This is a genomic window from Phenylobacterium sp. RIFCSPHIGHO2_01_FULL_69_31, from assembly GCF_001824475.1.
In the GTDB taxonomy this organism is placed as follows: domain Bacteria; phylum Pseudomonadota; class Alphaproteobacteria; order Caulobacterales; family Caulobacteraceae; genus Phenylobacterium.
In genome coordinates, this window is the sequence record NZ_MHXN01000028.1 from 70,869 (window position 1) to 96,526 (window position 25,658).

Below are 25,658 nucleotides of genomic sequence, written 5' to 3' on the forward strand. Positions count from 1 at the left end.
CTGTGGAAAAGCTCCGCCTTGCCGCCTCGCCGGACACGAAAACGGCGCGGGAGACTCTCCCGCGCCGCTGCGTCAGAATCGGACGTCAGGCTACCAGCTGACGGACACACGCCCGTAGACGTAACGGCCGGAGCGGCCGAACGGAGAGTAGTTCGAGAAGGGCGTGTTCGCCGTGCTGTTGAGGCTGGGCGGCAGCTTCGTCGGGTATTCGTCGAAGACGTTGTCCGCCCCCAGCGTCAGCCGCACGTTCTCCACCACATTCCACCGCGCCTCGAGATCGACCAGCACCGCGGACTCCAGTTCGATGTCGAGCGCCTGCGTCGTGCCGGGGCTCAGCACCTTGCCGTAGCGGGTGGCCCGCACGGTGGCGCCGAAGGGGCCCATGGTCCAATCGACGGCGCCGGTGAACTTCGAGCCGGGTGTGCCCTCCTCGAAGGTCAGCACGTTGATCCGGTCGAAGAGGACCGGCGCGGGATTGAGGGCCGAGAGCTGGGCCGTGGCCGGGACCTTGGTGACGTTCGTCTCATTGAAGTTGGCCCCCATCGTGAACGCGAACTGGCCCATCTCCTCGGTGGTCAGTCTGTAGTTCGCGATGATGTCGACGCCGGTGGTCTCCGTGTCGACGCCGTTGATGAAGAAGCGGCCGCCGCCGATGCCGACGAAACCCTGGGCGGCGAGAAAGGCCCGCACATTGGCCTGGGTCAGGTTCTCGGACAGCACGATGCGGTCGTCGACCTCGATGCGATAGCCGTCGATGGTGAGGCTGAAGGCGCCGGATCGGAAGACCACGCCGAGGGCGTAGTTGATGGACTCTTCCGCATCGAGCGGCTGCGCGCCGAGGGCGGCGGCCACCGGATCCGTGGCGGGGAAGGTGGTGATGTCGAACGGCACCCCGTTGATGAAGTTCGTCGAGGTGGTGGCGAAGTATTGCTGTTGCAGCGACGGCGCGCGGAAGCCGTTCTGGATCGAACCGCGGATCGCGAACGCGTCGTTGAAGTCGTAGCGCAGCGCGATCTTGCCGGTGACCGTCTCGCCGAAGTCGGAATAGTGCTCGAAGCGCAGGGCTGCCGAGGCCAGCAGCTGGTCGGTCAGGTTGGCTTCCAGGTCGATATAGGCGCCGATCGACGTGCGGTCCTTGTCCACCTCGTTGGACGGGCGGAAGCCGGGGAACACCTGGGCGCCTGAGGCGGTGGGCGTGCCGTTGGGCAGCAGGACGCCGCCGTTGCGGTACGAGTCCGGCTCGCCGGCGAAGATCTCATATCCCTCGCGCCGCACCTCGGCCCCCGCGGCCACGTTGAGCGGAGAGGCCAGCCCGACGTCGTAGGTCCGCACGCCGGAGACATTGAAGACCAGCTGGTCGTACTCGAAGCCGCCGGCGTCGAAGACGGTCTTGCTGGCCGGGCCCAGCGACCGGTTCAGCGTGTCTCGGATGGTGAACTCCATCCGGTTGGAGCCGTAGACCAGGGAGGTATCCATGTCCCAGTCGCCGAGCTTCCAGGTGATGCCCCCCGCGACCGACAGGTCTTCGACCTCGGGGTTGATCAGCGGCAGGAAGCCGTCGGGATAGATCTGGATGACGTTCCGATCGTCCAGCGCGCGGCGGAAGAAGCCGGCGGAAATCGCGTCCCGGTTCTGGTAGCTGGCCCAGCCGTAGAGGCTGGTGGTGTCGGACAGGTCGTAGCCGGCGTTCGCGAAGAGCGTGTACTGCTCCATGTCCGGTTCGCCGAACCAGGCATTGTAGCGGTCGAAGCTGGCCTCGCGCGGGTCGAAAGCGCCGTTCACCAGTGGGTACTGCTGGCGCCAGTCGGGCGCGGTGCGGATGGTCTTCTTCTGGTCGAGGTATTCGGCGGACAGGGTCAGGTGGCCGTCGGCCCCCAGCGGCAGGCCCACCCAGCCGGAGAGGTTGATCGTCTCGCCGTCGTTGCGGTCGTACTTGGCCTTGTCGGCGACGGTCCAGTTCGCGCCGGCGGGCGGGTCCTGCACCAGGGTCTCCACGCGCGTGATCCGCTCGCCGTAGCTGGCGGTGATGTTGCCGCCCTCGCGGGCGTCGCGCAGGCGCACATTGATCACGCCGGCGATGGCGTCGGAGCCGTACTGCGCCGAAGCCCCGTCGCGGAGAACTTCGATCGACTGCACCATGGCGGCCGGAATGGTGTTCATGTCCACGGCCGACGAGCCGCGGCCGATGGTGCCGTTCAGGTTCACCAGCGAGGCCGAGTGTCGGCGCTTCGAATTGACCAGCACCAGGGTCTGGTCGGGGGCGAGGCCGCGAAGCGTGGCGGGCCGGATGGTGTCGGTGCCGTCCGCCAGGCCCGGGCGCGGGAAGTTGAAGGAGGGCAGGGCGATCGACAGCGCCTGGTTCACCTCGGTGACGCCGGCCTTGGTCAGTTCCGCGCCGCTGATCACGTCGACGGGCGCGGCGGTCTGCAGGGCGGAGCGGTTGGCGACCCGGGTTCCGGTGACGATGACCTCGGTTACTTCCGAGTCCGGCGCGGTCTGGGCGGCGGCAGCCGTGGCCAGAAGGCTCGCGGCCGATGCGGCGGCGAACAGGATGTAGCGGTAGCGCATTGTGCTTCCCCCTCGGAAGGCGGCCGGGCGGGGATCCCGCGCCGGTCCAATGGGAAGCAAGCTAGGAAGCGTCGCTTTTGGCGGAAATGACAATTCGGCAACACTGTCAAAGAAACGGCGCGGGAGTCGCCCCCCGCGCCGCATCCAGTGTTGTCGGGCTGTCGACGCCTAGGCTTCGGCGCCGGCGAACTCTTGCGAACCCGCGCCGCCTTCGAGGAGGTCCGCGGCGGCCTGTTCGGCAGCTTCGCGCTCTTCTTCGAACTGGGCGTTGATCACGTTCTCGCCACGGGCCTGACGTTCGGCCTCGTCCTGGCTGCGCGCGATGTTCAGGGTGACGGTGACCGTCACTTCCGAATGCAGGCGCACCTTCACCTCGTGCATGCCGAGCGTCTTGATCGGCTTGTCCAGCACGACCATCGAACGCTCGATCTTGCCGCCTTCGGCGTTCACCGCATCGGCCACGTCGCGACCGGCCACCGAGCCGTAGAGCTGGCCGCTCTCGCCCGCCTGGCGGATCATGATGTAGGACGTGCCGTCCAGCTTCTCACCGGCCTTGCCGGCGGCTTCCTTGGCCTTGGCGTTGCGGGCTTCGATCTCCGCGCGCTGGGCTTCGAAAACCTTGAGGTTCGCCGCGTTGGCGCGGAGCGCCTTCTGGCGGGGCAGCAGGAAGTTGCGGGCGTAGCCGTCCTTGACGTTGACAACGTCGCCGAGCGAGCCCCAGCCTTCCAGCCGTTCGAGCAGAATGACTTTCATCGGTGCCTCTCCCTTACTTCACGACGTAGGGGAGCAGCGCCAGGAAGCGGGCGCGCTTGATGGCCTTGGCCAGCTCACGCTGCTTCTTGGCGGAGACCGCGGTGATGCGGCTCGGCACGATCTTGCCGCGCTCGGACACGTAGCGCTGGAGCAGCTTCACGTCCTTGTAGTCGATCTTCGGGGCGTTGGCGCCGGAGAACGGGCAGACCTTGCGGCGGCGGAAGAACGGGCGGCGCGCGCCACCCGCGGAGGCGCCGGCGGCCGGAGCCGGGGCGGCGGAGGTTTCGTCGCTCATAGTGACAGCCTCCCTTTCTTAGAACTGAGGAACGTCGTCGCGGCGTTCGCGGTCGCGATCGCGGCGGGCGAGGATCGGCGAGAGCTCCAGGTCGAGCTCGTCGACGCGCACGGTCATGTAGCGCAGCACGTCTTCGTTGATCGACAGCTGGCGTTCCATTTCCTTGACGATGTCGGCCGGGGCGTCGATCGCCAGCAGGGAATAGTGACCCTTGCGGTTCTTCTTGATCCGGTAGGTGAGGTTGCGAAGGCCCCAGTACTCGATCTTCGCGACGTTGCCGCCGCCTTCCTCGATGAGGGTTTTCAGCTGATCGTTGAGGGCTTCGGCCTGTTGCGGCGAGATATCCTGCCGCGAGATGACGACGTGCTCGTAGAGCGCCATGCTTTCCTTCTTCCGTTGTGGAGGGCGGCGCGGCCGGCGGCGGAAGTCCGCTGGTCACGATGGATCCCTGGCGCGGCGGCCGGGAGTTTCCCGACCCATTTGCGTTCCGCGAAGAGACCGCCTTCCGTGAAGAGGCGCGCAATTAGTGGAAAACCCGAGCGCGGGCAAGGGTTTTCGAGTTGGCGCCTCACGCGCAGGACGGCGTTATTTTGCTTTCAGGGCCTTCACCGCGCCGAGCGTCTGGGAGACGTGCTCGGTGGGGTCCATCTTGGTGTAGGCGTGGACCACGGTGCCGTCCTTGGCGATGACATACGACGTCCGGTCCGACCAGTTCGGCTTCATGGCCAGGACGCTGTCGTACTGCTTGGCGATCTTGGCGCCCGGATCGGCGGCCACGGGGAACTTGCCCGAGCACTTTTCGGTGTCGGCTGAGAAGCTGGCGAGCTTGTTGAGATTGCCAGCAGTGACGCCGATGAGCGTCGCCCCGGCCGCTTTGAACTGGTCCGATGCGTCGGCGAACATCTTCGCCTCGATGTTGCACCCCTGGGTGTCGGCCGCCGGGAAGAAATACAGTACGACCGGCCCCTTCTTGCGGGCTTCGGCCATCGAGAAGTGGAGCGGCTTGCCGGCCTGGTAGCCTTCGGCGGTGAAGTCAGGGGCCTTGTCGCCCTTCTTCAGGGCGGCGAGGGCGGGCGTGGCGCCCAGCGCGGCGAGTGCGGCGACGGCGATGAGGAGGCGCATGTGGGTCGTTTCCCTTAGGGCGCGGAATGGCGGGCCAGTTGAATACCTGCGTTCTAGCGCTTGCAAGCCATCGGAATATCTCCCGCCCGAAACGCGGCCCGAGGCGTCGAGCGGCGCGACATGATTACCGGCTTGTTTACCGTATGGCAGTCCCCGCGCGTGTAGCTGTGACGGGCGCGGCCCCAGGACCGCGTTCCGGAGGCGAGATGGCGGACGGCAGCGGCTGGTCAACGGGTTCTGGCTTGGGATTGGCCGGTCGCGAGGACGCGCGCCCAGCCCGGGTCCGCTTCGACGAGGTGCTGGCGGAGTTTACCCGCCGCTTGGCGTCGCCGGAACCCATGCGCCGCGAGACGGCGGTGGCGCTGGTCCAGCAGATGGAACTGTTGGCGCGGCGCATGGCCGCCGACGAGGACGCCCTCAGCGTTCGGGTCGCGAACCTTGAGGCGGCGCTCGACGCGCTGAACGCCCGTCTGCGGAGCGAGGCTGCCGCTGCGGCGGCGCGCGAGGCGCAGCTGACGGTCCACCTGAACCAGACCCTCGCCGAGCTTGAGACCGTCCGCGCGACGAAGCGCCCGCTGTTCGGCGCCGGGGCGGTTCGTCTCATCCTGAGCGCGGTGGCGCTGTGTGCGGCTCTATGCGGCGCGGGCCTCGGTGCGGTGGCGCTCACACGCCCGCCGGCTATCGAACGGGCCGTGCCGGCGGTAACCATCGCTGACACCCCGCCTGATGCCGTAGGGAGGATCGCGGAGCCAGAGGCGGCAATGGCCACCGTTCCGGCCGCCCAACCCACCGCGCCCGAGGTGAAGCGGCCCCTCGCGAGCGCCGCGACGTTCGGGACCCGGGAGAACTACGCCGAGGTCTCAGCTGCGCTGGAGCGCGGGGACCCGGCGGCAGTTCCACGCCTTATCACGCTGGCCCAGGTGGGCGACGCCAAGGCCCAGGTGAAGCTCGCCGGGCTGTACGAAGCGGGCGGGGCCGGCGTGTCGCGCGACCTCCGCGCCGCGCGCCGATGGACGTTGCGGGCCGCCCGGAGCGGCGACCCTACGGCCATGTACAACGCCGCTGTGTTCCTGATGGAAGGTGATGGCGGACCGCAAGGCATGCGGGAAGCCAGTGTCTGGTTCCGTCGTGCGGCCGAACGCGGCGTTGTGGACGCGCAGTACAATCTGGGCCTGATGTACGAGGCTGGCCGCGGGCTGGAGCGAGACGCTGCAGAAGCGCGCCGCTGGTATGCCGCCGCCGCCAAGGCCGGGGACGCCGCAGCCGCCGCAAGGCTCGCTGATCTGGAGGTGCGCACGGCTCGACCGGAGACGATGTCCCAGGTCGCATCGACAGAGCAGGTCTCCCTGGTCGACACCCAGACCTATCTCGCCCAGCAGGGATACTACATCGGTCCGATCGACGGCGTCGCGTCGCCGGCGCTGACCGCCGCCGCCCAGGCCTACATGCGAGACCACCCGGGTCGGGCGCCGGGGCTTTAGCCGTTCGGACGGACGAGGAGCTTGACGTGCGCCTCGGGGTCGCCGAGCGCCGTGAACGCCTCCGCGACGCCATCGAGCGCCACAGCGCCGGTCACGAGCCCCGAGACGTCGATCACGCCTTCGGCCAGTTGGCGCAGGGTGAGAGCGAACTCCTCGGGCGTGTAGCCGAACACGAAGGTGAGCTCGATCTCCTTGGTGATGGCGATCGACGGCTCGATCTTGTCGGTTTCCATGCAGACGCCGGCGACGACAATCTGGGCGCCGGCGGGCGCGGCCTCGATCAGGGCCTGCAGGACCCCCGGCGAGCCTACGCATTCGAAAACCACCGGCTGGGCGATTGTATTGCCCATCATCCGCATCATGGTCTGAGCCGCCCGGCTGCGCGGGACGCCCAGCGTCTCCCAGCGCTCGTGGGGGTTCTCGACCGCAGGATCGACCACGATGTCGGCCCCCAGCTTCTCGGCCGCAGCGCGACGGCGCGGCGAGAAATCGGCGGCGATGACCGGGCCGTGTCCTTGGGCCTTGAGCGCCGCGATAACGGCCAGGCCGACCGGGCCGCAACCGACCACGAGCGAAACCGACTTGGGCTCCAGCTTGGCCTTGGCCACGGCATGGGCGCCGACCGCAAAGGGCTCGGTCAGGGCCGCCTTGTCCGTTGGCAGACCGTTCGGGACCTCCAGGATCATGGCCTCGGTCAGCAGCATCTGTTGGGCGAAGCCACCCGGCAGCCGGTTGGAGAAGCCCAGGGCCTCGATCCCGCCGCCGTGCATGGTCACCGGCACGCCGACCACCCGCGTTCCGGCCTTGAGCGCCTTCGGCGAGCCTGGGCCGTGATCCAGGATCTCGGCGCAGAACTCGTGGCCGAACACGGTGTCGGCGGCCGGGTCGAAGCCGTTGTCGGGCGCCCCGGCCCGACGCGACAGGTCAATCATGTGCTCCATGTGGTGCAGGGCGTGCAGGTCGGAGCCGCAGATCCCGCACGCCAGGGTCTTCACCAGCACCTGGCCCTCGGCGGGCTTCAGGTCGGCGATCTCGTCGCAGACGAGGCGCCTGTCGCGTCGGATCACGGCCTTCATGCGTTACTCCCCCAACTCGTCATTCTTGTTCTTGGCAGTTGTATCCCCTAACCCTCGCGCCTCGGAATCACCAGGAGCGGCGTCGCCATGACCCTCGCCTTTCTCTTTCCCGGACAGGGCAGCCAGGCCGTCGGCATGGGCCAGGACCTGGCCGAGGCCTTCGCGTCGGCGCGCGAGGTCTTCCAAGAGGTCGATGAGGCGCTGAAGCAGAAGCTGTTCGCGCTGATGAAGGACGGTCCCGAGGATCAGCTGACGCTCACCGAGAACGCCCAGCCTGCCTTGATGGCGGTCAGCATGGCGGTGATGCGGACCCTGGAGAAGGAATTTGGCGTGGGCGTCGAAAAGGCGGCCTTCGTGGCGGGCCACAGCCTGGGGGAATACTCCGCCTTGGCCGCCGCCGGCGCCATCAGCCTCTCGGATACGGCCCGTCTCCTGAAGCTCCGCGGCCAGGCCATGCAACGCGCAGTCCCGGTGGGACAGGGCGCCATGGCGTCCCTGATCGGACCGAAGACCGACCTCGCCCTGGCCGAAGAGGCCGCAAAAGCCGGCGCTGAAGTGGGCGTCTGTGTCGTAGCCAACGACAACAACAACGGCAACGTCGTCATCTCGGGCGCCAAGGCGGCCGTCGACAAGGCCATCGAGAAGGCCAAGGAACTCGGCGCGCGCGCGATCCCGCTGAACGTCTCGGCGCCCTTCCATTGCCCGCTGATGCAGCCGGCCGCCGATGAGATGGCCGAGGCGCTGGCCAGCGCCACGATCATCGCCCCGCGTGCGCCGCTGGTGGCCAACGTCATCGCAACGCCGACCAACGACCCGGAGGCGATCCGCCGGATGCTGGTGGAGCAGGTCACCGGTCGCGTCCGCTGGCGCGAAAGTATGCTCTGGATGGCGGAGACCGGCGGCGTGACCCGCTTTGCGGAGGCCGGCGCCGGCAAGGTCCTGTCCGGCATGGCCAAGCGGATCGCTCCCGACGCGGAGGCTGTTCCCCTGAACAGCCCCGCCGACCTCGAAGCCTTCGCCAAGTCGCTCTGAGAGACGCCCATGTTCGAACTCACCGGCAAGACCGCTCTCGTCACCGGCGCTACCGGCGGCATCGGCATCGAGATCGCCACGACCCTCCACGCCCAGGGCGCTCACGTGGTCCTTTCGGGCACCCGGGAGCCTGTCTTGCAGGACCTCGCAGCCCGGCTCGGCGAGCGCGCGTCCGTCGCCGCGGCCAACCTGGCCGATTCGGCTGCGGTCGACGGCTTGATCGAGGCGGCCGAGGCGGCCGCGGGCCGTCCGCTCGACATCCTGGTCGCCAACGCGGGCATCACCAAGGACGGCCTCCTGATGCGGATGAAGGACGAGGACTGGGAGACGGTGCTCAGGGTCAACCTGGAGAGCTACTTTCGCCTCAGCCGCGCGGCCATGCGCGGGATGATGAAGCGCCGCTTCGGCCGCATCATCGGCATCACCTCCGTCGTCGGCGTCACCGGCAATCCGGGGCAGGCGAACTACGCGGCGTCGAAGGCCGGCATGATCGGGTTCTCCAAGGCGTTGGCCCAGGAGGTGGCGACCCGCGGGATCACCGTTAACTGCGTGGCGCCCGGCTTCATTGCGAGCCCGATGACCGACTCGCTCAACGAGCAGCAGCGGGCCGGCATCCTCGCCACCATCCCGGCAGCCCGGCTGGGCACGGGGGGTGACGTGGCGGCCGCTTGCGCCTATCTGGCGTCCGACGAAGCCGGGTACGTGACCGGCCAGACCCTGCACGTCAACGGCGGCATGGCCATGATCTGACTATCGCGGGGCGTCCGGAACATGCTACCCGGCGCCCGAATTCGATCACCAAGGCGACAGTTGACTTCACGGTCCCCGTCGTCGATGCAAGCACTGACTAAGCCCTGAGGGACCTACCAAATGTCCGACGTTCTTGAACGCGTCCGTAAGATTGTGATCGAACACCTTGATGCCGACCCCGAGAAGGTCACCGAGAAGGCTTCCTTCATCGACGACCTCGGCGCCGACAGCCTCGACAACGTCGAGCTGGTGATGGCCTTCGAGGAGGAGTTCGACATCGAGATTCCGGACGACGCGGCGGAGCATATCCAGACCGTCGGCGACGCCGTGAAGTTCATTCAAGAGCGGCTGGGCGGCTAAGCCGTCCGGACTAAGTTCCTGGAATCAAAGAGCCGCCGCGTCGCTGGGGAAGACCCGATGGCGCGGCGGTTCCGTTTCTGAGGTCATGGCCATGCGTCGAGTCGTCGTCACCGGCATCGGGCTCCTCACCCCGCTGGGGCAGGGGACCGAACTCAGCTGGAAGAAGATCCTGGAGGGCAAGTCCGGGGCCGGGAACATCACGGCCTTCGACGTGTCCGATTACGCCTGTAAAGTGGCGTGCGAGGTCCCCCGCGTGGACGGCCGCGGCGGGGGCGGGCCGGACGTTCCGGGCTCGTTCGACCCCGACCAGACCCTGTCCCCGAAGGACCGCCGCCGCGTCGACGACTTCATCCTCTACGGCATCGCCGCCGCCGACGAGGCGGTGAAGGATTCCGGCTGGGAGCCCCAGACCGACGAGGACCGCGAGCGGACCGGGGTGATGATCGGCTCCGGCATCGGCGGCCTCGGCACCATCGCCGAGACGGCCATCGAGCTGCACGAGAAGGGCCCCCGCCGGGTCAGCCCGTTCTTCATCCCCTCGGCCCTGATCAACCTGGTCTCGGGCCAGGTCTCGATCCGCTACGGCTTCAAGGGCCCCAACCACGCCGTGGTCACGGCCTGCGCCACGGGCGCCCACGCCATCGGCGATGCGGCCCGGCTGATCAAGTACGGCGACGCCGACGTGATGCTCGCGGGCGGCGCGGAGGCCAGCGTGGTGCCGGTGGGCATCGCCGGCTTCATCGCCTGCCGCGCCATGTCCACCAACTTCAACGACGCCCCCGAGAAGGCCAGCCGCCCCTACGACAAGGACCGCGACGGCTTCGTCATGGGCGAGGGCGCCGGCATCCTGGTGCTGGAGGAGCTGGAGCACGCCAAGGCGCGCGGGGCCAAGATCTACGCCGAGGTCATCGGCTACGGCCTGGCGGGCGACGCCTACCACATCACGGCCCCGGCCGAGGACGGCGACGGCGGCTTCCGGGCCATGAAGGCGGCCATCAAGGACGCCGGCATCGACCCCTCCGACATCGACTACATCAACGCCCACGGCACCTCGACGCCGCTCGGCGACGAGATCGAGCTGGGCGCGGTCGAGCGCCTCCTGGGCAATGCGGCGGCCAAGGCCACCATGAGCTCCACCAAGTCGGCCACCGGCCACCTGCTGGGCGCGGCCGGCGCCATCGAGGCGGCGTTCAGCTGCCTGGCGATCCGCGACCAGGTGGCCCCGCCGACCATCAACCTGGACAACCCCTCCGTCGAGACGCCCATCGACCTGGTGGCCAACAAGGCCAAGCCGATGGAGATCAATGTGGTGCTGTCGAACAGCTTCGGCTTCGGCGGGACCAACGCCTCGGTGATCTTCAAGAAATACGCGTGAGCCGACGCCGGATCAGCAAGCGGGCCGCGGGCGGGGGCGCGCTGATCGCCCTGGGCCTCAGTCTGCTGATCGCCCTGGCAGGGGTCTGGACCTACGCCGGGCCCGGCCCCAAGGCCCGGGAGGGCGCGGCCACCGTGGTGGTGCTGGAGCGCGGCTCGGGCGTCGCGCGGATCGGCCAGACGCTGCAGGCGGCCGGGGTGATCTCCTCGGCGAGCCTGTTCGCCCTGGCCGCCCGGATGACCGGCGCCGCGGGCGATCTGAAGGCCGGCGAGTACGAATTCCGCACCGGCGCCTCGATGGCCCAGGTGCTGGGGGATATCCGGTCCGGCAAGGTGGTGCGCCGGTCGATCACCATCCCCGAGGGCTGGACCAGCGGCATGGTGCTGGACGCGGTGAACGCCTCGCCCGTGCTGACGGGAACCGCCGCCGAGCCGCCCGAGGGCTCGGTCCTGCCCGACACCTACGACATCCAGCGCGGCGAGAGCCGCGAGGCGGTGATCCAGCGGATGCGCGAGGCGCACGACGAGGTGCTGGCCAAGCTGTGGGCCGCCCGCCAGCCGGGCCTGCCGCTGGCCTCGCCGCAGGAGGCGGTGATCCTGGCCTCCATCGTCGAGAAGGAGACGGGCGTCGCGGCGGAGCGGCCGCGGGTGGCGGCGATCTTCATCAACCGGCTGCGGGCCGGCATGCTGCTGCAGAGCGACCCGACGATCATCTACGGCCTGACCAAGGGCCGGCCGCTGGGCCGGGGCATCCGCGCCTCGGAACTGGCCGCCGACAGCCCCTGGAATTCGTACAAGGTCGCCGGCCTGCCGCCGGGGCCGATCGCCAACCCGGGCCGCGAGTCCCTGGCGGCGGTGCTCAACCCGCCGAAGACGGACGAGTTCTACTTCGTGGCGGACGGGACGGGCGGCCACGCCTTCGCCACCACCTACGAACAGCACGAGAAGAACGTCCAGCGCTGGCGCCAGATCGAGCGCGACCGCGCGGCGACGGGCGGGCGTTGATGGCTGCCGCCCAGGCGCGTCAGCGCCAATATGATTCAACCACGGACCATCACCGACCATCACGGACGGACGCGGCGTTTGAACCTTGGTCCGTGATGGTCCGTGATGGTCCGTGGTTTGATTTGACAGCGCCTGCGGCGCGGGGACGACGCTGATGCCGATCTCGGGGATGACGGGGTTTGGGCGGGCCGAGGGGGCGCACGCCGGGTGGACCTGGGCGGTGGAGGCGCGGAGCGTCAATGGCCGGAACCTGGAGGTGCGGTTCCGCGGGCCGCCGGGGTTCGAGACCCTGGACCGGGCCGCGCGCGAGGGCGCCCAGGCCCGCTTCCAGCGCGGCAACCTGACCGTGGGCGTCACCGCCAAGCGCAGCGAAGGCGCAGCGTCGGTGCGGGTGAACGTGGAGCAGCTGGAGCGCTACCTGGCCCTGGGCGCGCCGTTCATGCAGGACGGCCGAATCATGCCGCCCAGCCTGGACGGGCTGCTCTCGCTGCGGGGCGTGATCGAGGCCGACGATGCGGGGCTGGACCCCGAGGTCCAGGCCGAGGTGGAAGCCGCCATGGCCGCCAGCATCGCCGTGGCCCTGGACGGCCTGGCCGCCGCGCGCCGGGAGGAGGGGACGGCCCTGCTCGGCGTGCTGCACGCCCAGGTGGACCGGATCGGCGACCTGGCCGGCCAGGCGCGGGACCTGGCGGCCGGCCAGCCGGCGGCGATCAAGGCCCGCTTCGAGGCGCGGCTGAAGGAACTGGCCGGCGAGGCGGCCACCGAGGAGCGGATCGTGCAGGAGGCGGCCGCCATGGCGGTGAAGGCCGATGTGCAGGAGGAGCTGGACCGCCTGCGCACCCATGTGGAGGCGGCCCGGGGCCTCCTGGCCTCGGACGGGGCGGTGGGGCGGCGGCTGGACTTCCTGACCCAGGAGTTCATGCGCGAGGCCAACACCCTGTGCTCGAAGTCGCAGGCCGGCGCCCTGACGGCGGTGGGCCTGGACCTGAAGGCGACCATCGAGCAGTTCCGCGAACAGGTGCAGAATGTGGAATAGCCGCATCGCGCCGCAGGCGGTCTGTTTAACCGCAGAAAGCGCAGACGACGCAGAAGGCGCCGCGCCGATGAGGTCTTCTGCGTTTTCTGCGTTTTCCGCGATTGAGTCTGATCGCGCTTCGCGCTGGGAGGGGTTCGCGTGACGCCGGACGATCATCACAAGCCTTGGGAGACGGTGCGGCGGGGGCTGCTGCTCCTGGTGTCGAGCCCGGCGGGGGCGGGGAAGACCTCGCTGACCCGGCGGCTGGTGGCCGACCACTCGGACCTGACTCTGTCGATCTCGGCCACCACCCGGCCTGCGCGGCCGGGCGAGGAGGAGGGGCGGGAGTACTATTTCAAGACCCGCGAGGAGTTCGAGGCGATGATCGCCGAGGGCGCCTTCCTGGAGTGGGCGACCGTCAACGGCAACTACTACGGCACGCCCAAGGCGCCGGTGATGGAGGCCCTGGAGGGCGGCCACGACGTGCTGTTCGACATCGACTGGCAGGGCGCGGCCCAGATCGCCGAGAAGGCGCCGGACGACAGCGTGCGCCTGTTCATCCTGCCCCCCGCCTGGGACGACCTGGAACGGCGCCTGCGCGCCCGGGCCCAGGACACCGAGGAGACGATCCGCGCGCGCCTGGAGCTGGGCCGCGAGGAGATCCTGCACTGGACGAACTACGACTACGTCATCGTGAACAAGAACTTCGACCGGGCGTATGCGGATTTGGGGCACATCTACCGGGCGGAGCGGATGAAGCCGGGGCGCAACCCGTGGCTGCCCGGGTTTGTGGAGGATCTGCTGGCGGAGGGGGCGGTTGATGCGGCGCCGCCGCCGAAGTCGCCGTTGATGCGGCCGGTGCAGAAGTAGGGGGGTGGGGGCGGCGAAGGCAATGCGGAAACCGCGAATTGCGAACGCGGCCAAGGCGAAGACACGATTCAATGTAGACGTTTTTGAAGGTGCGCTCGCGACGCTGAGGGTGTCGATCGAGACGAGACACCTGTTGCACAGGTAGCGCCGCTCCAACACTTGAACGTCGGTTCGTCACCTCGCGATGAACTGTCAGCGCCTTGAGCGCTGCGGCGCATCAATCCGGCGTTGCGGTCGCTCAGATTTGTAGGCCGAACAGCGTCTTTAGTAAGCGGCCGACGACCTGACGATAGTTGGCCACGTCGCTGGCGGTGACGTCGACAGTCGCCCGCTCGTGAACGAGCTTATTGCGGATGCCGTAATAGTGCTGGCAGAGCCGAAGGACGTCTTCGGGGATCGCTACCTTCGCCTTGATTTCGTTTAGGACGAGGTATCGGCGCGCAAAAATTTGGCTAAGCTTCGCCTCATTGTACACTTTAGGCGGGAAGAGCGTGTCCTCGTGGACGATGTACTCCTTCAGGGCAATCTCGAACGTGCTGTCCAGGAGGATCAAGGCGATTCTGTTACCCGTCTCCAGCTTCTGTCGGCCGATCGCATCCACGGCACCGAACACCTCGACCATTCCTAGTGTCCAAGGCTTCCCCTGCAGCACAGCCTTGTTCCGCGCCTTCAGCTTCTCAAGCTGGGACTTGTTCAGCTTGGGAAGGGGCGGAAGGATAATCCGTCCGGCGCTTGTTACCTCTTCAGGGTCGACGTCTTGGATGATGCCTGCGTCGTACTTGAAGACCCCATCCTCGCGGTCGTTCTTCAGGTGGCGCGAAATCTTACTGAACCGGCTGGCGAGCTGAATCAGGCTCGGTCTGATGCATAGGTAAGCCTCGTGTCCGAAGTCTACTTGGCTTTTGCTGCTGTTCCACGGCATTAGCCGGGCCGGGCCATTCAGCTCGACGATGACACGGCAGAGCGAGGCGTCGGGGTGCGGCACGCCGGCCTCGGTGGAAACGAAATAACCAACATCGCGGGTCTTCAGCTCCTTCGCAACGAGCCGCCCGTTTAGGTAGAAGTAGACGCCATAGTTTCCCTCCGCCGCCTCGCGATCGCGGATCAGGCCGGCGGTGATCTTCGCCTGAATCGGCTTCGATTGGCCGAGGTCACAGATCAACGCGACGCGCACCGGCTCGAAGCCTGGCGGGTAAGCCCAGTTGTCGAACCCAACGGGCGTCAAGGGCTCGCCATTGACGTCAATCGTGCATTCGGGGCCGAGGAAGCCGCTATAGGTTTCGGCGAGATGTTGTCGGACCGCTTCCACGCCAGCCGGGCCGATCGGCTTGCGAAGGTGGGAGATGACCACTTGTGTGGTGTTCGGTTCAAAGTCTGGGATTTGATAGGCCGGCATTTCCCAGACGTCGTCTTCGAGCCAGGCCTTGGTGATGTCGATCTCGAAGCTGTCCCCTCTGCTATGGCGGGTCTTGATCTCGACGTTCTCGCCTAGCGCAACTCCGGCGCGTTTGCTGCCGACTCCGAAAATGCCGATCACCTCCGCGTCCGGGTCGTTGGCACTGCCGCCGGGCGTCACTAGCAGGTGCAGGCCGTCACGCGGCAGACCGCCCGCGTTGTCGCGAACCGAGATGGTCTGCTGTTGGACATTGAGGTCCACAACGATGGAAAGTGGGCGTCTCCGCTTGCCGCGGTTCCAGAGATCGATTGCGTTGTCGACCAGCTCACAGACTCCCGTGAGCAGCCCGTAGTCGCTGATGATGGACCAGAACATCCGCTTTACGGGTGTCCCGTCAATCGGGGCGATCTCTATCTTTCTGTCGACTGACGCCATTCACCCCCCAGCGCGCGCCCGTAGCGTGAAAATTCAACTAAAACTACATTCAACGTCGCGCATCTACCTTAGGGGAGCAAGGCCGCTTGAAAGCCGATGTGACCGGCGTCCTGGGACCGATCTTGATCTCGCAAAGACGATACCTATTCCCGCGGCTGCAACGCCTTGCCATCGGCTCGCCCCCTCCACCCCCCGCTCTTCGGACGGCTGGCGCCGGCCTCGGCGGGCGGTCCCCCTCCCGCCGCTTCGCGGGGGAGGTGAAGACCGAGTTCACTCGCCCGCTTCCCACAAAAAACCCACAACTTTGACATCCGGGCGCCGCATGTGTTCCTGTTATGTTCATGTCGTTCAACCCCGACATCGCCGAGCGGCGCCAGCAGATGCTGGCCAAGGTGGCCGAGCTGGATCTCGCCGCCTGCGAGGCCGCGCACGCCAGCTATCTGCGCGCCATCGACACGCCTGAGGAGGCGGAGAAGGGGCGCACCTACCAGCGCATGGCCCGCTCGCTGCGCCAGTCCCTGGCCCTGCATGAGCGCTTCGACCGCCTGGCCGCCCAGGAGGCGCGCGAGGCGGCGCGGGAGGCCCGGCAGGACGCGATCCTGAGCCGCGCCCGCCCGGAGCCGGAACCCCCGCGCCGCCGGTTCCCCGTCGATATCGAGGCCGCCGACGCCCGCGCGCAGGAGCTGCGCGTCGCCGTGCGCCGGGTGATCTGGTCCGAGGGCTTCGACCGCAGCGAGCTGGAGCTCGAGCGCGAGTTCGCCGGCCAGTGCTATCGCCAGCTCGAGGACTGGCTGCTCGACGAGCGCTGCAACGAGGACTTCGCCACCCGCCCGCTGGACGACTACGTCGCCGAGCTCTGCGCGGAGATGAATCTCGATCCCGACAATGCGGCCCGCTGGCGCGAGCTGCCCGACCCCGACATCGACATGGTCCGGCGCTGGCTCAAGGACCTGAAAGGCTATGCCCGGCCGCCCTGGCAGGGCTCGGGCTGAGGCCCGCGACCCAACGCAGACTCTGAACGACGCGGAAGGTCGCGGAAGGGGGCTCGGACGCCGAACCCTCGGCGCCCTTCTGCGTCTTCCGCGTTTTCTGCGGCCAGCCCCTACGCCGCCCCCGCCACATAGGCGTCGATCTCGGCCAGCCGCTGCTTCACCGCCGCCGCCGGCAGGAACGAGCCGGTGAAGCTGTTCTTCGCCAGGGTCACCAGCTCCTCGCGCGTCAGCCCCAGCGCCTCAGCCGTCTGGGTCCAGTTCTCGCCGAGATAGCCGCCGAAATAGGCCGGATCGTCCGAGTTCAGGGTCGCCTTCAGCCCCAGCCCCAGCATCCGCTTCAAGGGGTGGGCCTTCAGGTCGTCCACCACGCAGAGCTTCAGGTTCGACAGCGGGCAGACGGTCAGCGCCATCTGCTCGGCGACCAGCCGCTTCACCAGGGCCTCGTCCTCCAGCGCCCGGTTGCCGTGGTCGATCCGGTCGACGTGCAGCACGTCCAGCGCCTCCCACACATAGTCGGGCGGCCCCTCCTCGCCGGCATGGGCGACCACTTTCAGCCCCTTGGCCTTCGCCGCGGCGAACACCCGGGCGAACTTCGACGGCGGGTGGCCCACCTCCGAGCTGTCGAGGCCGACGCCCGCGATCTTGTCCAGCCAGGGCTCGGCCGCCTTCAGGGTCTCGAAGGCCGCCTCCTCGCTGAGATGCCGCAGGAAGCAGAGGATCAGGCTGGAGGTGACGCCGAGGTCCCGTTCCGCCTCGGCCATCCCGGCGGTCAGGCCCTCGATCACCGTGGCGAACGGCACGCCCCGGTCGGTGTGGGTCTGAGGGTCGAAGAACAGCTCCACGTGCCGGCAGCCGTCGGCTGCCACCCGGCGGAAGTAGGCCATGGCCAGGTCGTGGAAGTCGGCCTTCGTGAGCAGCACCCCGGCGCCCTGGTAGTAGATGTCCAGGAAGTCCTGGAGGTTGGAGAAGGCGTAGGCGGCGCGCACCTCCTCCACCGACTTGAACGGCAGGGCGATCCCGTTGCGGCGGCCCAGCTCGAACATCAGCTCGGGCTCCAGGCTGCCCTCGATGTGCAGGTGCAGTTCGGCCTTGGGCAGGCCGCGGATGAAATCGGCGTCGGTCATGGGAAAGTCGTCACCGCGAAACCCTGGCCGGGTCAAGGCTTGCGGCGCGCGGTCGGTCGTCTAGGCTCGCCGCCGCAACTCGGGAGTGTGCGTGCAGGGTTCGGGGGCGTTGGCGGCGGCGGACGGTGCGGCGGAGCGCAAGCTCGCGGCGGCCCACGAGGCGTTGCGCAAGACCCCGGGCATCCAGTTCGACTTCGCCGGCCCGCCCGCGCCGCCCGAACCGCCCCCCTGGCTGGAGCCGCTCTTGGCGGTGCTGAAGGTCATCCTGCCGGTGCTGCCCTACATCTTCTGGGGCGGCGTGATCCTGGGCGGCGCCCTGATCCTCTACTTCATCGCCCGCGAGCTGGTCCCCGAGCGGTGGTTCCGCCGCAGGCGGGCCGAGGCGCCTTCCGCCGACTGGCGGCCCGAGCCGGAGAAGGCCCGCGCCCTCCTGGACGACGCCGACGGCCTCGCCGCCGCCGGCCGGTTCGAGGAGGCGATCCACCTCCTCCTGTTCCGCTCCATCGACGACCTGCGCGCCCGCCGCCCCGGCGCGGTGAAGCCGGCCCTGACCAGCCGCGACATCGCCGGCCTGGAGGCCCTGCCCGAGCGGCCGCGCGCCGCCTTCGCCAACCTGGCCCGCGCCGTCGAGCTGACCTTCTTCGGCGGCCGCCCGGCCGGCGCCGCCGAGTTCGGCTCGGCCCGCGCCGACTACGAGGCCTTCGCCTTCGCCGAGGGCTGGCGGTGAGCGAGGCCGCGGCCGCCCGGCCGCCCACCTTCGCCGCCGGCGCCATCGTGGGCCTGGTGCTGGCCGGCGTCGTCGCCGCGGCGGCCATGGCGGTGCTCTCGGCCTACGCGCCGGATCTTCGCTCGGGCCAGGACGGCCGGGCCCACGCGCTGTCCAGGTCGGCCATCGGCTATGCCGGCGCGCCCATCCTGATGAAGGGCCTGGGCGCCTCGGTCCTGGTCAGCCGCACCCGGCCCACGCGTCCGTCGGCGTCGGTGGTGGTCCTGACCCCCGACCGCGGCCTGAGCCCGGAGGAGCTGCAGAGCTACCCCAAGGGCGTCCTGACGCTGATCGTCCTGCCGAAGTGGGCGGCCATGCCCGATCCGCTCCGCAAGACCTTCGTCCGCAAGGTCGGCGTCGCGCCCGGCGAGGCGGCCTTCCAGGACATGCTGAAGTCCTATGCGCCGCAGACCAGGCTTGCCGCTCTGAAGGGTCAGGCCCGGCCTACGCTCCAGGGCGCCCCCGGCAGCGCCTTCGCCGGAATGACGCTGCGGACGGGCCAGATCGACAGCCTGCGCACGCTGTCGGGCGAGGGCTGGGCGCCGCTGCTGGTGGACGAGCGTGGCCAGGCCGTCCTGGTCCAGTCGCGGAAGATCCCGAGCATCTGGGTGCTGGCCGATCCCGATCTGCTCAACAACCAGGGCCTCGCCAGCCTCGACACCGCACGGGCCGGCGCGACGATCCTGGAGGTCGCCCGCGGCGGCGAGCGGCCGATCCTCTTCGACGTGACGCTGAACGGCCTGGAGCGCGGCCGCGGCCTCGGCCGGCTGATGCTGGAACCGCCGCTGCTGGCGGCCACCCTGATCGCGGTGGCGGCAGGCGTGCTCATGGGCCTCCACGCCCTGGCCCGCTTCGGCCAGCCTCGCGCCAAGGGCCGGGCGTTCGCTCTCGGCGCCCGGGCGCTGGTGGACAATTCGGCCGACCTGGTGCGGATGGCCCGCAAGGAGCACGAGCTGGCGCCCGCCTACGCCGACCTGACCCGCAACCTGGTGGCCCGCGCCGCCGGCGGCCATGCGGGCCAGGAGCACTGGCTGGACGACCTGGCGCGCCGGCGCGGCGTCGCCGCCCCCGCCGACCTGGCCGCCGAGGCCGAGACCATCAAGACCCGCGACGACCTGCTGGCCGTCGCCCGAAAGCTGTACGACTGGCGAGGAGAGATGACGCGTGAACGTCGCTGAGGTGAGAGGGCTGGCCGAAAAGGTCCGCGCCGAGATCGGCAAGGCCATCGTGGGCCAGCAGGACACCATCGACCTGCTGCTGACGGCGCTGTTCGCCCGCGGCCATGTGCTGCTGGAAGGGCCGCCGGGCGTCGCCAAGACCTATCTGGCGCAGTGCTTCGCCCGCACGCTCGGGCTGGACTTCGGCCGCATCCAGTTCACGCCCGACCTGATGCCCGCCGACATCATCGGCTCCAACGTCTTCAACTTCCAGACCTCGACCTTCTCGCTGACCGAAGGCCCGCTGTTCTGCGAGCTGCTGCTGGCCGACGAGATCAACCGCACGCCGCCCAAGACCCAGGCCGCCCTGCTGGAGGCCATGCAGGAACGCCGGGTGACGATCGACGGCAAGGCGCGCGAGCTCAGCGCCAGCTTCATGGTGGTGGCCACCCAGAACCCGCTGGAGCAGCAGGGCACTTACCCGCTGCCCGAGGCTCAGCTCGACCGCTTCCTGTTCAAGCAGACCCTCGGCTACCCCAGTCGCGAGGAGGAGCGCCGGATCGTGGCCGAATACGGCATGCAGAGCGGCCACTCCGATCCCGCGGCCCGCGGCGTCGCCCGCGTGGTCACGGCCAAGCAGCTGGGCGAGGCGCACAAGGCGGTGGCTGGCGTGCGGCTGACCGATGAGATCGTGGGCTATGTGCTGGACCTCGTCCGCTCCACCCGCGAGACGCCCGACCTCTCCAGCGGCGCCTCGCCCCGCGCCGCGGCCCAGTTGGCCCTGTCGGCGCGATCCCGCGCGGCGCTGGACGGACGCGACTACGTCATCCCCGACGACGTGAAGGCTCTGGCGCTGCCGGCGCTGCGCCACCGGGTGATCCTGTCGCCCGCCGCCGAGATCGACGGCCGCCGGCCCGACCAAATCCTCCAGGCCCTCGTCGACCTCGCCGCGGCGCCGAGGTAGCCGCCCGTTGCGCCTCTATCCCACCCGCCGCGCGATCGGACTGATGGCCGTGGGCGCCGCGCCGGCCCTGGCCGTGGCCATACTCGCGCCGGGGCTGTGGACCGCGGCGGCGGCCTGGATCGTGCTGGCCGCCGGCCTGATGCTGGCCGACGTCATGCTGGCGGCGCCGCCGCGCAGGCTCACTCTGGAGCTGGCCGCGCCGCGCTTCATGGGCGTCGGCCGTCCTGAGATCGCCCGCCTGACCGCCGCCTTCGAAGGCCGCCCGCCCCAGCGGCTGGAACTGGCGGTCGGCGTCAACGGGCGCCTGGTCGCGGAGCCCGACCGACAGTCGGTGACGCTGCAGGACGGCCGGGCGGAGGCGGAGGTGCGGCTGTCGCCCACGCGGCGCGGCGAGGGCCGGGTCGAGGGGCTGTGGGCGCGCTGGCGCGGGCCGCTGGGTCTGGTCTGGCTGCAGCGCCACGAGCCGCCCGGCCCGCCGCTGGCCGTCACGCCGGACGTGGCGGGCGTGAAGGAGCAGGCCCTGCGCCTCTTCGCCCGCGACGCGCCCCTGGGCGCCAAGCCGCTGACCGACGCGGGCGAAGGTTCGGACTTCCACGCCCTGAAGGAATTCCAGACCGGCATGGACCTGGGCGACATCGACTGGAAGCAATCGGCCCGCCACGCCAAGCTGATCGGCCGCGAGTACCGCACCGAGCGCAACCACCACATCCTCTTGGCGCTGGACACCGGCCGCCTGATGAGCGCGCCGGCCGCCGGCCTGCCGCGGATCGACCGCGCCATCAACGCCGCCCTGCTGCTGGCCTTCGTCTCGCTGCGGATGGGCGATCGCGTGGGCGTCTTCGCCTTCGACTCCAAGCCGCGGCTGGCCAGCGGGCTGGCCTCGGGCCCGGCCGCCTTCCCGCTGCTGCAGAAGCTGTGCGCCTCGATCGACTATTCCACCGAGGAGACCAACTTCACCCTCGGCCTGACCGCGCTCGCCGCCCGGCTGGACCGGCGCGCTGTGGTGGTGGTCTTCACCGATTTCGCCGACGCCACATCCGCCGAACTGATGGTCGAGAACGTGGCGCGGCTGATGCGCACGCACCTCGTTCTGTTCGTGGTGTTCCGCGACGAGGAGCTGGAGAGCCTGGTGGGCCGCGAGCCGCAGACGCCCGACGACGTCTCCCGCGCCGTGATCGCCGAGCGGATGCTGAGGCAGCGCGAGGGGGTGGCCGCGCGTCTCCGGCGGCTGGGCGCGCAGATCGTCGATGCGCCAGCGGACGGCCTGGCGACCAACCTGATCAACAGCTACCTCGACGTGAAGCGGCGGGGGCTCGTCTGATGGCCGAGCTGCACCTCAAGAGCTGGAGGTTCCGGGCCGAGCGCGAGGCCGACTGGCGCCGCCTCGAGACCCTGCTGGCGAAGGCCGAGGCCGGCGGCGCGGCGAAGCTGAAGCGCGAGGAGCTGCTGGAGATGCCGCTGCTCTACCGCCAGGCGCTCTCGTCGCTGTCGGTAGCCCGCTCCATCTCACTGGATCAGAGCCTGGTCGCCTATCTCGAAAGCCTCTGCACCCGAGCCTACTTCATCGTCTACGGCGCCCGCACCCGCCTTCCGGAGCGGATCGCGCGCTTCTTCATCCACGACTGGCCGGCGGCAGTACGGGCGCTCTGGCGCGAGACCCTGGTCTCGTTCGTCCTGTCGGCCGCCGCCGCGCTCGTGGCCTTCGTCCTGGTCCAGCGCGACGCCGACTGGTTCCACAGCTTCGTCGAGCCGGGCCTGGCGTCGGGGCGCGACCCGACCGCCACCACGGCCTCCCTGCGCGAAACGCTCTACCACCAGGGCACGGCGGGCGAGGGGCTGTCGTTCTTTGCCACCTTCCTCTTCACCCACAATGCGCAGATCGCCCTGTTCGCCTTTGCGCTGGGCTTCCTGCTGTGCCTGCCCACGGCGGCGCTCCTGGTCTTGAACGGCGGGATGTTCGGCGCCTTCCTGGCGCTGTTCGTGTCACGGAACCTGGGCTTCGAGGCCGGCGGCTGGCTGATGATCCACGGGGCGACCGAGCTCTACGCCATCGTCCTGGCCGGCGCGGCGGGCTTCTCGATCGGCTGGGCGGTCTGCTTCCCGGGCGAGCGCAGCCGGGTCGACGCAGCCGCCGAGGCGGGCCGACGCGCGGCGACGGCTATGGCCGGCGTCGTGGTGATGCTGTTCGTCGCGGGCCTGCTGGAGGGCTTCGGCCGCCAGCTGATCCAGGTCGACCTTGCGCGATACGCCATCGCCGGGACGACGCTTGCGGCCTGGCTCGCCTACTTCTACTGGCCGCGGCGGACAGCGGCGCCATGAGCCAGCAGGGTGTCCTCGGCCGCTTCCGCCGGCCCCGCGCGCCGCGCGTCCCCTACGACGGCTGGCGCGAACTCGTGACGCCGGAGGGTGTCGACCTGAAGCTCAAGGTCGGAGCCTATGCCGAACGCTTCTCGGCCCTGCTCATCGACTTCGCGATCCTGTTCGGCGGCCTGGCGCTCTTCAGCCTTGCGGCGCTGGGCGTCTTCTGGGCCACGCGCGCCACTTGGTCGGCGGAGTTCCTGGGCGTGGTCTGGCTGCTGGGCGTCTTCGTCGGCCGCAACTTCTACTTCCTGATCTTCGAGGTGGGACCTCGCGCCGCCACGCCCGGCAAGCGGGCCATGGGTCTGCGCGTGGCCGCCGCCGATGGCGGGCGCCTGACCGCTGACATGGTGTTCGCCCGCAACGCCATGCGTGAGGTCGAGGTCTTCCTGCCCCTGACCTTCTTCGCCGCCCGCGGGGAGGGGGTCGATGGCGCCCTGGTCAGCCTCGGCGCGCTTTGGAGCCTGGTGTTCGTGGTCTTCCCGCTGTTCAACCGCGACCGTCGCCGCATGGGCGACCTCGTCGCCGGCACGATGGTGGTGAAGGCGCCGAAGAAGGTGCTGCAGCCGGACCTAGCCGACACCGAGCGCACGGCGGCGCGGGGCTTCGCCTTCACCCACGCCCAGCTCGACGCCTACGGGATCAAGGAGCTGCACGTGCTGGAGGACGTGATCCGCGCCGGCGACCGCAAGTCGATGGCCGAGGTGGCGGCCCGGATCCGCGCCAAGATCGGCTGGGAAGGCCCGTCCGACGTGGCCGACCGGACGTTCCTCAACGCCTACTATGCGGCCCTGCGCGGGCGGCTGGAGAGCCGTCTGCTCTTCGGCCACCGCCGCAAGGACAAGTTCGACCGCAGCTAGCTGAAGATCTCGGCCAGCCATTGCGGACCGGCGCCCTCGCGCAGACGCCGCAGCTCGACATAGAGCACCGCCACGCCGGTCGAGCCGATCAGGGCGCTCAGCGTGTTGCTCACCACGTTGCCCACCACCTGGGCGGGACTGCGGGCCAGGGCCAGGGGATCCAGCCCGCCGCCGAAGCTAAGCGCCACCGCGATCGCCCCGACCACGGCGCCGATCACCAGGGCGATCACCCAGACCACCACGAAGAGGGCGAAGATGCGCCAGCGGTTGCCCCGCGTCAGCTCGGCGCTCCGGCTGAAGGCGCCGAAGACGCCGGTGCGGTCGGCGACGAGCGAGGGCACGGCCACGCACCAGGCGCACGCCATCATGATCCCAGGCACGATCAGGAGGATCATCCCGAACACGATCGCAATCGCGAGCAGGATGGTGAGCCCAATCAGCGGCAGGAAGGCCCGCAGCCCGGTGGCGAGGCAATCGGCGATCCCGGGCCGCTGACCGTTCATGTCCTGCACCGTGCCGTAGACAAGGGCGCCCTGCAGGATCGCGCTGGTGATCAGCGCCGCCAGACCGCTGAATCCCACGGCCTGGAAATAGCCGGGACGGAGGGAGAAGGCGGCGTCCGGGTCGATGTTGGTCGCCTGGAAATAGGCGATCACGGCCGTCGGGATGCCCGACAGCACCAGCGCCAGCAGGCCGAACGGCACGATGTTGCGACCCAGGACGGCGAACGTGCCGCTGATCACCCGTGCGATGTCGAGCTTGCTCGACTCGGTGGCGGCGATATCCGTCATTCCAGCATCCCCCTGAAGGCTCCCGTCGCGATGCTAACCACGGGTTGCGACAGCTGTCGACGCGCCGGCCGGGATGCGGGACAACCCTCGGCGTGAGCCTTGCCCTGCACACCCGCGTCGAGCGCCTCGCCCTGAAGGCCCCCTTTCGCATCTCGCGCGGCGTGAAGACCCATGCCGAGGTCGTGGTGGCCGAGCTGGACGATGGTTCCTCGCATGGCCGCGGCGAGTGCGTGCCCTATGGACGATACGGCGAGACGACGGCGTCGGTGACGGCGCAGTTGGCCGAGGCGGGGCGGCGACTGGCGTCGGGCGCCGACCTCGTGGCCGCGGTGCGCGCCATGCCGGCCGGGGCGGCGCGCAGCGCTCTGGACTGCGCCTCCTGGGACCTGGAGGCGCGCCGCGGCCGTTCCGTCGCCGCGCGGCTGGGAAGGACCCCGCCGGGCGCGATGCCCACCGCGGTGACGGTCAGCCTGGACACGCCGGAGGCGATGCACGCTGCGGCGCTGGCGGCGGCCGATGCGCCGCTGCTGAAGGTCAAGCTTGGCCCCGAGGATCCGGCCGCGCGGCTGATGGCGGTGGCCCAAGCCGCGCCCCGCGCCCGCCTGATCGTCGATCCGAACGAGGGCTGGACCCTGCCGATCCTCAAGGCCATGGCCGAGCCGATCTCGCGGCTGTCGGTCATGATGGTGGAGCAGCCGCTGCCCGCCGGCGATGACGCTGGGCTGGCGGGCCTGGAGTATCCGGCGCCGATCTGCGCCGATGAGTCGGTCCACACGGCGGCCGACGTGGCCCGGGCGGCGGACCGATATCAGATGGTCAATGTGAAGCTCGACAAGGCCGGCGGCTTGACGGAGGCGTTGGCGATGGCCGCCCAGGCGCGGGACCTGGGCCTGGGCGTGCTGGCCGGCTGCATGGTGTCCAGTTCCCTCGCCATAGCCCCGGCCATGTGGATTGGCGCGGTCGCCGAGGCGGTGGACCTGGACGGGCCCTGGTGGCTGGTCGAGGACCGCCCCGGCGGCTGTCGGATCGAGGCGGGCGTGCTCTATCCGCCACAGCCTGGCTTCTGGGGATAGCCGCGCTCGACGTTCGGTTGACAGCGTTCGCGCATCATCGA

Annotated in this window: 25 protein-coding genes; 16 read left to right on the forward strand and 9 right to left on the reverse strand. The window is 69.4% G+C overall.

The genetic code is table 11. The features are described 5' to 3' along the window. Positions 1–90 precede the first annotated feature (90 nt). The 5 genes from A2790_RS14500 to A2790_RS14520 form a co-directional block, all read right to left on the reverse strand. The gene (locus tag A2790_RS14500) at positions 91–2,568 is read right to left on the reverse strand and encodes a TonB-dependent receptor (protein ID WP_293393034.1); all 2,478 of its coding nucleotides are present in this window, start codon (positions 2,566–2,568) and stop codon (positions 91–93) included. 168 nt (positions 2,569–2,736) lie between these two features. Then, positions 2,737–3,321 carry a 50S ribosomal protein L9 gene (gene rplI, locus A2790_RS14505; RefSeq protein ID WP_293393036.1) on the reverse strand — a complete coding sequence of 195 codons (585 nt, stop codon included), beginning with the start codon at positions 3,319–3,321 and terminating at the stop codon, positions 2,737–2,739. A gap of 13 nt (positions 3,322–3,334) precedes the next feature. Further along, positions 3,335–3,616 carry a 30S ribosomal protein S18 gene (gene rpsR, locus A2790_RS14510; protein WP_068878992.1) on the reverse strand — a complete coding sequence of 94 codons (282 nt, stop codon included), beginning with the start codon at positions 3,614–3,616 and terminating at the stop codon, positions 3,335–3,337. 18 nt (positions 3,617–3,634) lie between these two features. Continuing rightward, entirely contained in the window at positions 3,635–3,997 is a 363-nt protein-coding gene (rpsF, locus tag A2790_RS14515) for a 30S ribosomal protein S6 (RefSeq protein WP_068878991.1), read from the reverse strand. 204 nt (positions 3,998–4,201) lie between these two features. After that, positions 4,202–4,738 (reverse strand): peroxiredoxin, encoded by a 537-nt coding sequence (locus A2790_RS14520; protein ID WP_293393039.1) that lies wholly within the window; start codon positions 4,736–4,738, stop codon positions 4,202–4,204. 206 nt (positions 4,739–4,944) lie between these two features. On the opposite strand from A2790_RS14520, the gene A2790_RS14525 reads away from it, so the two are divergent. Continuing rightward, on the forward strand, positions 4,945–6,219 hold the full coding sequence (locus tag A2790_RS14525; RefSeq protein ID WP_293393040.1) for a hypothetical protein: 1,275 nt from the start codon (positions 4,945–4,947) through the stop codon (positions 6,217–6,219). Here A2790_RS14525 and A2790_RS14530 read toward each other — a convergent pair. Further along, entirely contained in the window at positions 6,216–7,295 is a 1,080-nt protein-coding gene (locus tag A2790_RS14530; protein ID WP_293393042.1) for a zinc-binding dehydrogenase, read from the reverse strand. The genes A2790_RS14525 and A2790_RS14530 overlap by 4 nt on opposite strands. 87 nt (positions 7,296–7,382) lie before the next feature. Here A2790_RS14530 and fabD point away from each other — a divergent pair, with 87 nt between their 5' ends. The 7 genes from fabD to gmk all read left to right on the forward strand — a co-directional run bounded on the left by fabD (position 7,383) and on the right by gmk (position 13,701). After that, on the forward strand, positions 7,383–8,327 hold the full coding sequence (gene fabD / locus A2790_RS14535; protein ID WP_293393044.1) for an ACP S-malonyltransferase: 945 nt from the start codon (positions 7,383–7,385) through the stop codon (positions 8,325–8,327). Between the two features lie 9 nt (positions 8,328–8,336). Then, positions 8,337–9,077, forward strand: coding sequence for a 3-oxoacyl-[acyl-carrier-protein] reductase (gene fabG, locus A2790_RS14540; protein ID WP_293393046.1), 741 nt, complete (start codon positions 8,337–8,339; stop codon positions 9,075–9,077). Between the two features lie 120 nt (positions 9,078–9,197). Then, a complete protein-coding gene (locus tag A2790_RS14545; protein ID WP_068877152.1) occupies positions 9,198–9,437 on the forward strand; it encodes an acyl carrier protein in 240 nt (79 codons plus the stop codon). Positions 9,438–9,528: 91 nt separating this feature from the next. After that, a complete protein-coding gene (gene fabF, locus A2790_RS14550) occupies positions 9,529–10,812 on the forward strand; it encodes a beta-ketoacyl-ACP synthase II (protein WP_293393048.1) in 1,284 nt (427 codons plus the stop codon). Next, positions 10,809–11,816 (forward strand): endolytic transglycosylase MltG, encoded by a 1,008-nt coding sequence (mltG, locus tag A2790_RS14555; RefSeq protein WP_293393050.1) that lies wholly within the window; start codon positions 10,809–10,811, stop codon positions 11,814–11,816. The genes fabF and mltG overlap by 4 nt, the downstream gene beginning before the upstream one ends. A gap of 154 nt (positions 11,817–11,970) precedes the next feature. Next, on the forward strand, positions 11,971–12,852 hold the full coding sequence (locus tag A2790_RS14560; protein WP_293393052.1) for a YicC/YloC family endoribonuclease: 882 nt from the start codon (positions 11,971–11,973) through the stop codon (positions 12,850–12,852). Between the two features lie 138 nt (positions 12,853–12,990). Next, positions 12,991–13,701, forward strand: coding sequence for a guanylate kinase (gene gmk / locus A2790_RS14565; protein WP_293393054.1), 711 nt, complete (start codon positions 12,991–12,993; stop codon positions 13,699–13,701). Positions 13,702–13,939: 238 nt separating this feature from the next. Here gmk and A2790_RS14570 read toward each other — a convergent pair whose 3' ends face one another. After that, complete coding sequence (locus A2790_RS14570; protein WP_293393056.1) at positions 13,940–15,532, reverse strand: ATP-binding protein; 1,593 nt, start codon at positions 15,530–15,532, stop codon at positions 13,940–13,942. Between the two features lie 335 nt (positions 15,533–15,867). Between A2790_RS14570 and A2790_RS14575 the strand changes: the two genes are divergently transcribed. Continuing rightward, positions 15,868–16,524, forward strand: coding sequence for a hypothetical protein (locus A2790_RS14575; protein ID WP_293393058.1), 657 nt, complete (start codon positions 15,868–15,870; stop codon positions 16,522–16,524). Positions 16,525–16,634: 110 nt separating this feature from the next. On the opposite strand, the gene A2790_RS14580 is transcribed toward A2790_RS14575, so the two are convergent. After that, positions 16,635–17,648 (reverse strand): adenosine deaminase, encoded by a 1,014-nt coding sequence (locus A2790_RS14580; protein ID WP_293393060.1) that lies wholly within the window; start codon positions 17,646–17,648, stop codon positions 16,635–16,637. 91 nt (positions 17,649–17,739) lie between these two features. Between A2790_RS14580 and A2790_RS14585 the strand changes: the two genes are divergently transcribed. Genes A2790_RS14585 through A2790_RS14610 form a run of 6 tightly spaced genes read left to right on the forward strand, consistent with a single transcriptional unit; the run spans position 17,740 to position 23,753 of the window. Next, complete coding sequence (locus tag A2790_RS14585; protein ID WP_293393062.1) at positions 17,740–18,375, forward strand: hypothetical protein; 636 nt, start codon at positions 17,740–17,742, stop codon at positions 18,373–18,375. Continuing rightward, a complete protein-coding gene (locus A2790_RS14590; protein WP_293393064.1) occupies positions 18,372–19,592 on the forward strand; it encodes a hypothetical protein in 1,221 nt (406 codons plus the stop codon). Before A2790_RS14585 ends, A2790_RS14590 begins: the two co-directional genes overlap by 4 nt. Beyond that, positions 19,579–20,535, forward strand: coding sequence for a MoxR family ATPase (locus A2790_RS14595; protein WP_293393065.1), 957 nt, complete (start codon positions 19,579–19,581; stop codon positions 20,533–20,535). Before A2790_RS14590 ends, A2790_RS14595 begins: the two co-directional genes overlap by 14 nt. Positions 20,536–20,542: 7 nt before the next feature. Continuing rightward, positions 20,543–21,856 carry a DUF58 domain-containing protein gene (locus A2790_RS14600; RefSeq protein ID WP_293393066.1) on the forward strand — a complete coding sequence of 438 codons (1,314 nt, stop codon included), beginning with the start codon at positions 20,543–20,545 and terminating at the stop codon, positions 21,854–21,856. Continuing rightward, a complete protein-coding gene (locus A2790_RS14605) occupies positions 21,856–22,854 on the forward strand; it encodes a stage II sporulation protein M (protein ID WP_293393068.1) in 999 nt (332 codons plus the stop codon). The genes A2790_RS14600 and A2790_RS14605 overlap by 1 nt, the downstream gene beginning before the upstream one ends. Next, entirely contained in the window at positions 22,851–23,753 is a 903-nt protein-coding gene (locus A2790_RS14610) for an RDD family protein (RefSeq protein WP_293393070.1), read from the forward strand. Before A2790_RS14605 ends, A2790_RS14610 begins: the two co-directional genes overlap by 4 nt. Here the strand turns inward: A2790_RS14610 and A2790_RS14615 are convergent. Continuing rightward, positions 23,750–24,544: a YciC family protein gene (locus A2790_RS14615; protein WP_293393072.1), complete on the reverse strand. Its 795-nt coding sequence runs from the start codon at positions 24,542–24,544 to the stop codon at positions 23,750–23,752. The two genes, A2790_RS14610 and A2790_RS14615, sit on opposite strands and share 4 nt — an antisense overlap. Before the next feature lie 92 nt (positions 24,545–24,636). Here A2790_RS14615 and dgcA point away from each other — a divergent pair, with 92 nt between their 5' ends. Then, positions 24,637–25,617, forward strand: coding sequence for an N-acetyl-D-Glu racemase DgcA (gene dgcA / locus A2790_RS14620; RefSeq protein WP_293393074.1), 981 nt, complete (start codon positions 24,637–24,639; stop codon positions 25,615–25,617). Positions 25,618–25,658: the final 41 nt, after the last annotated feature.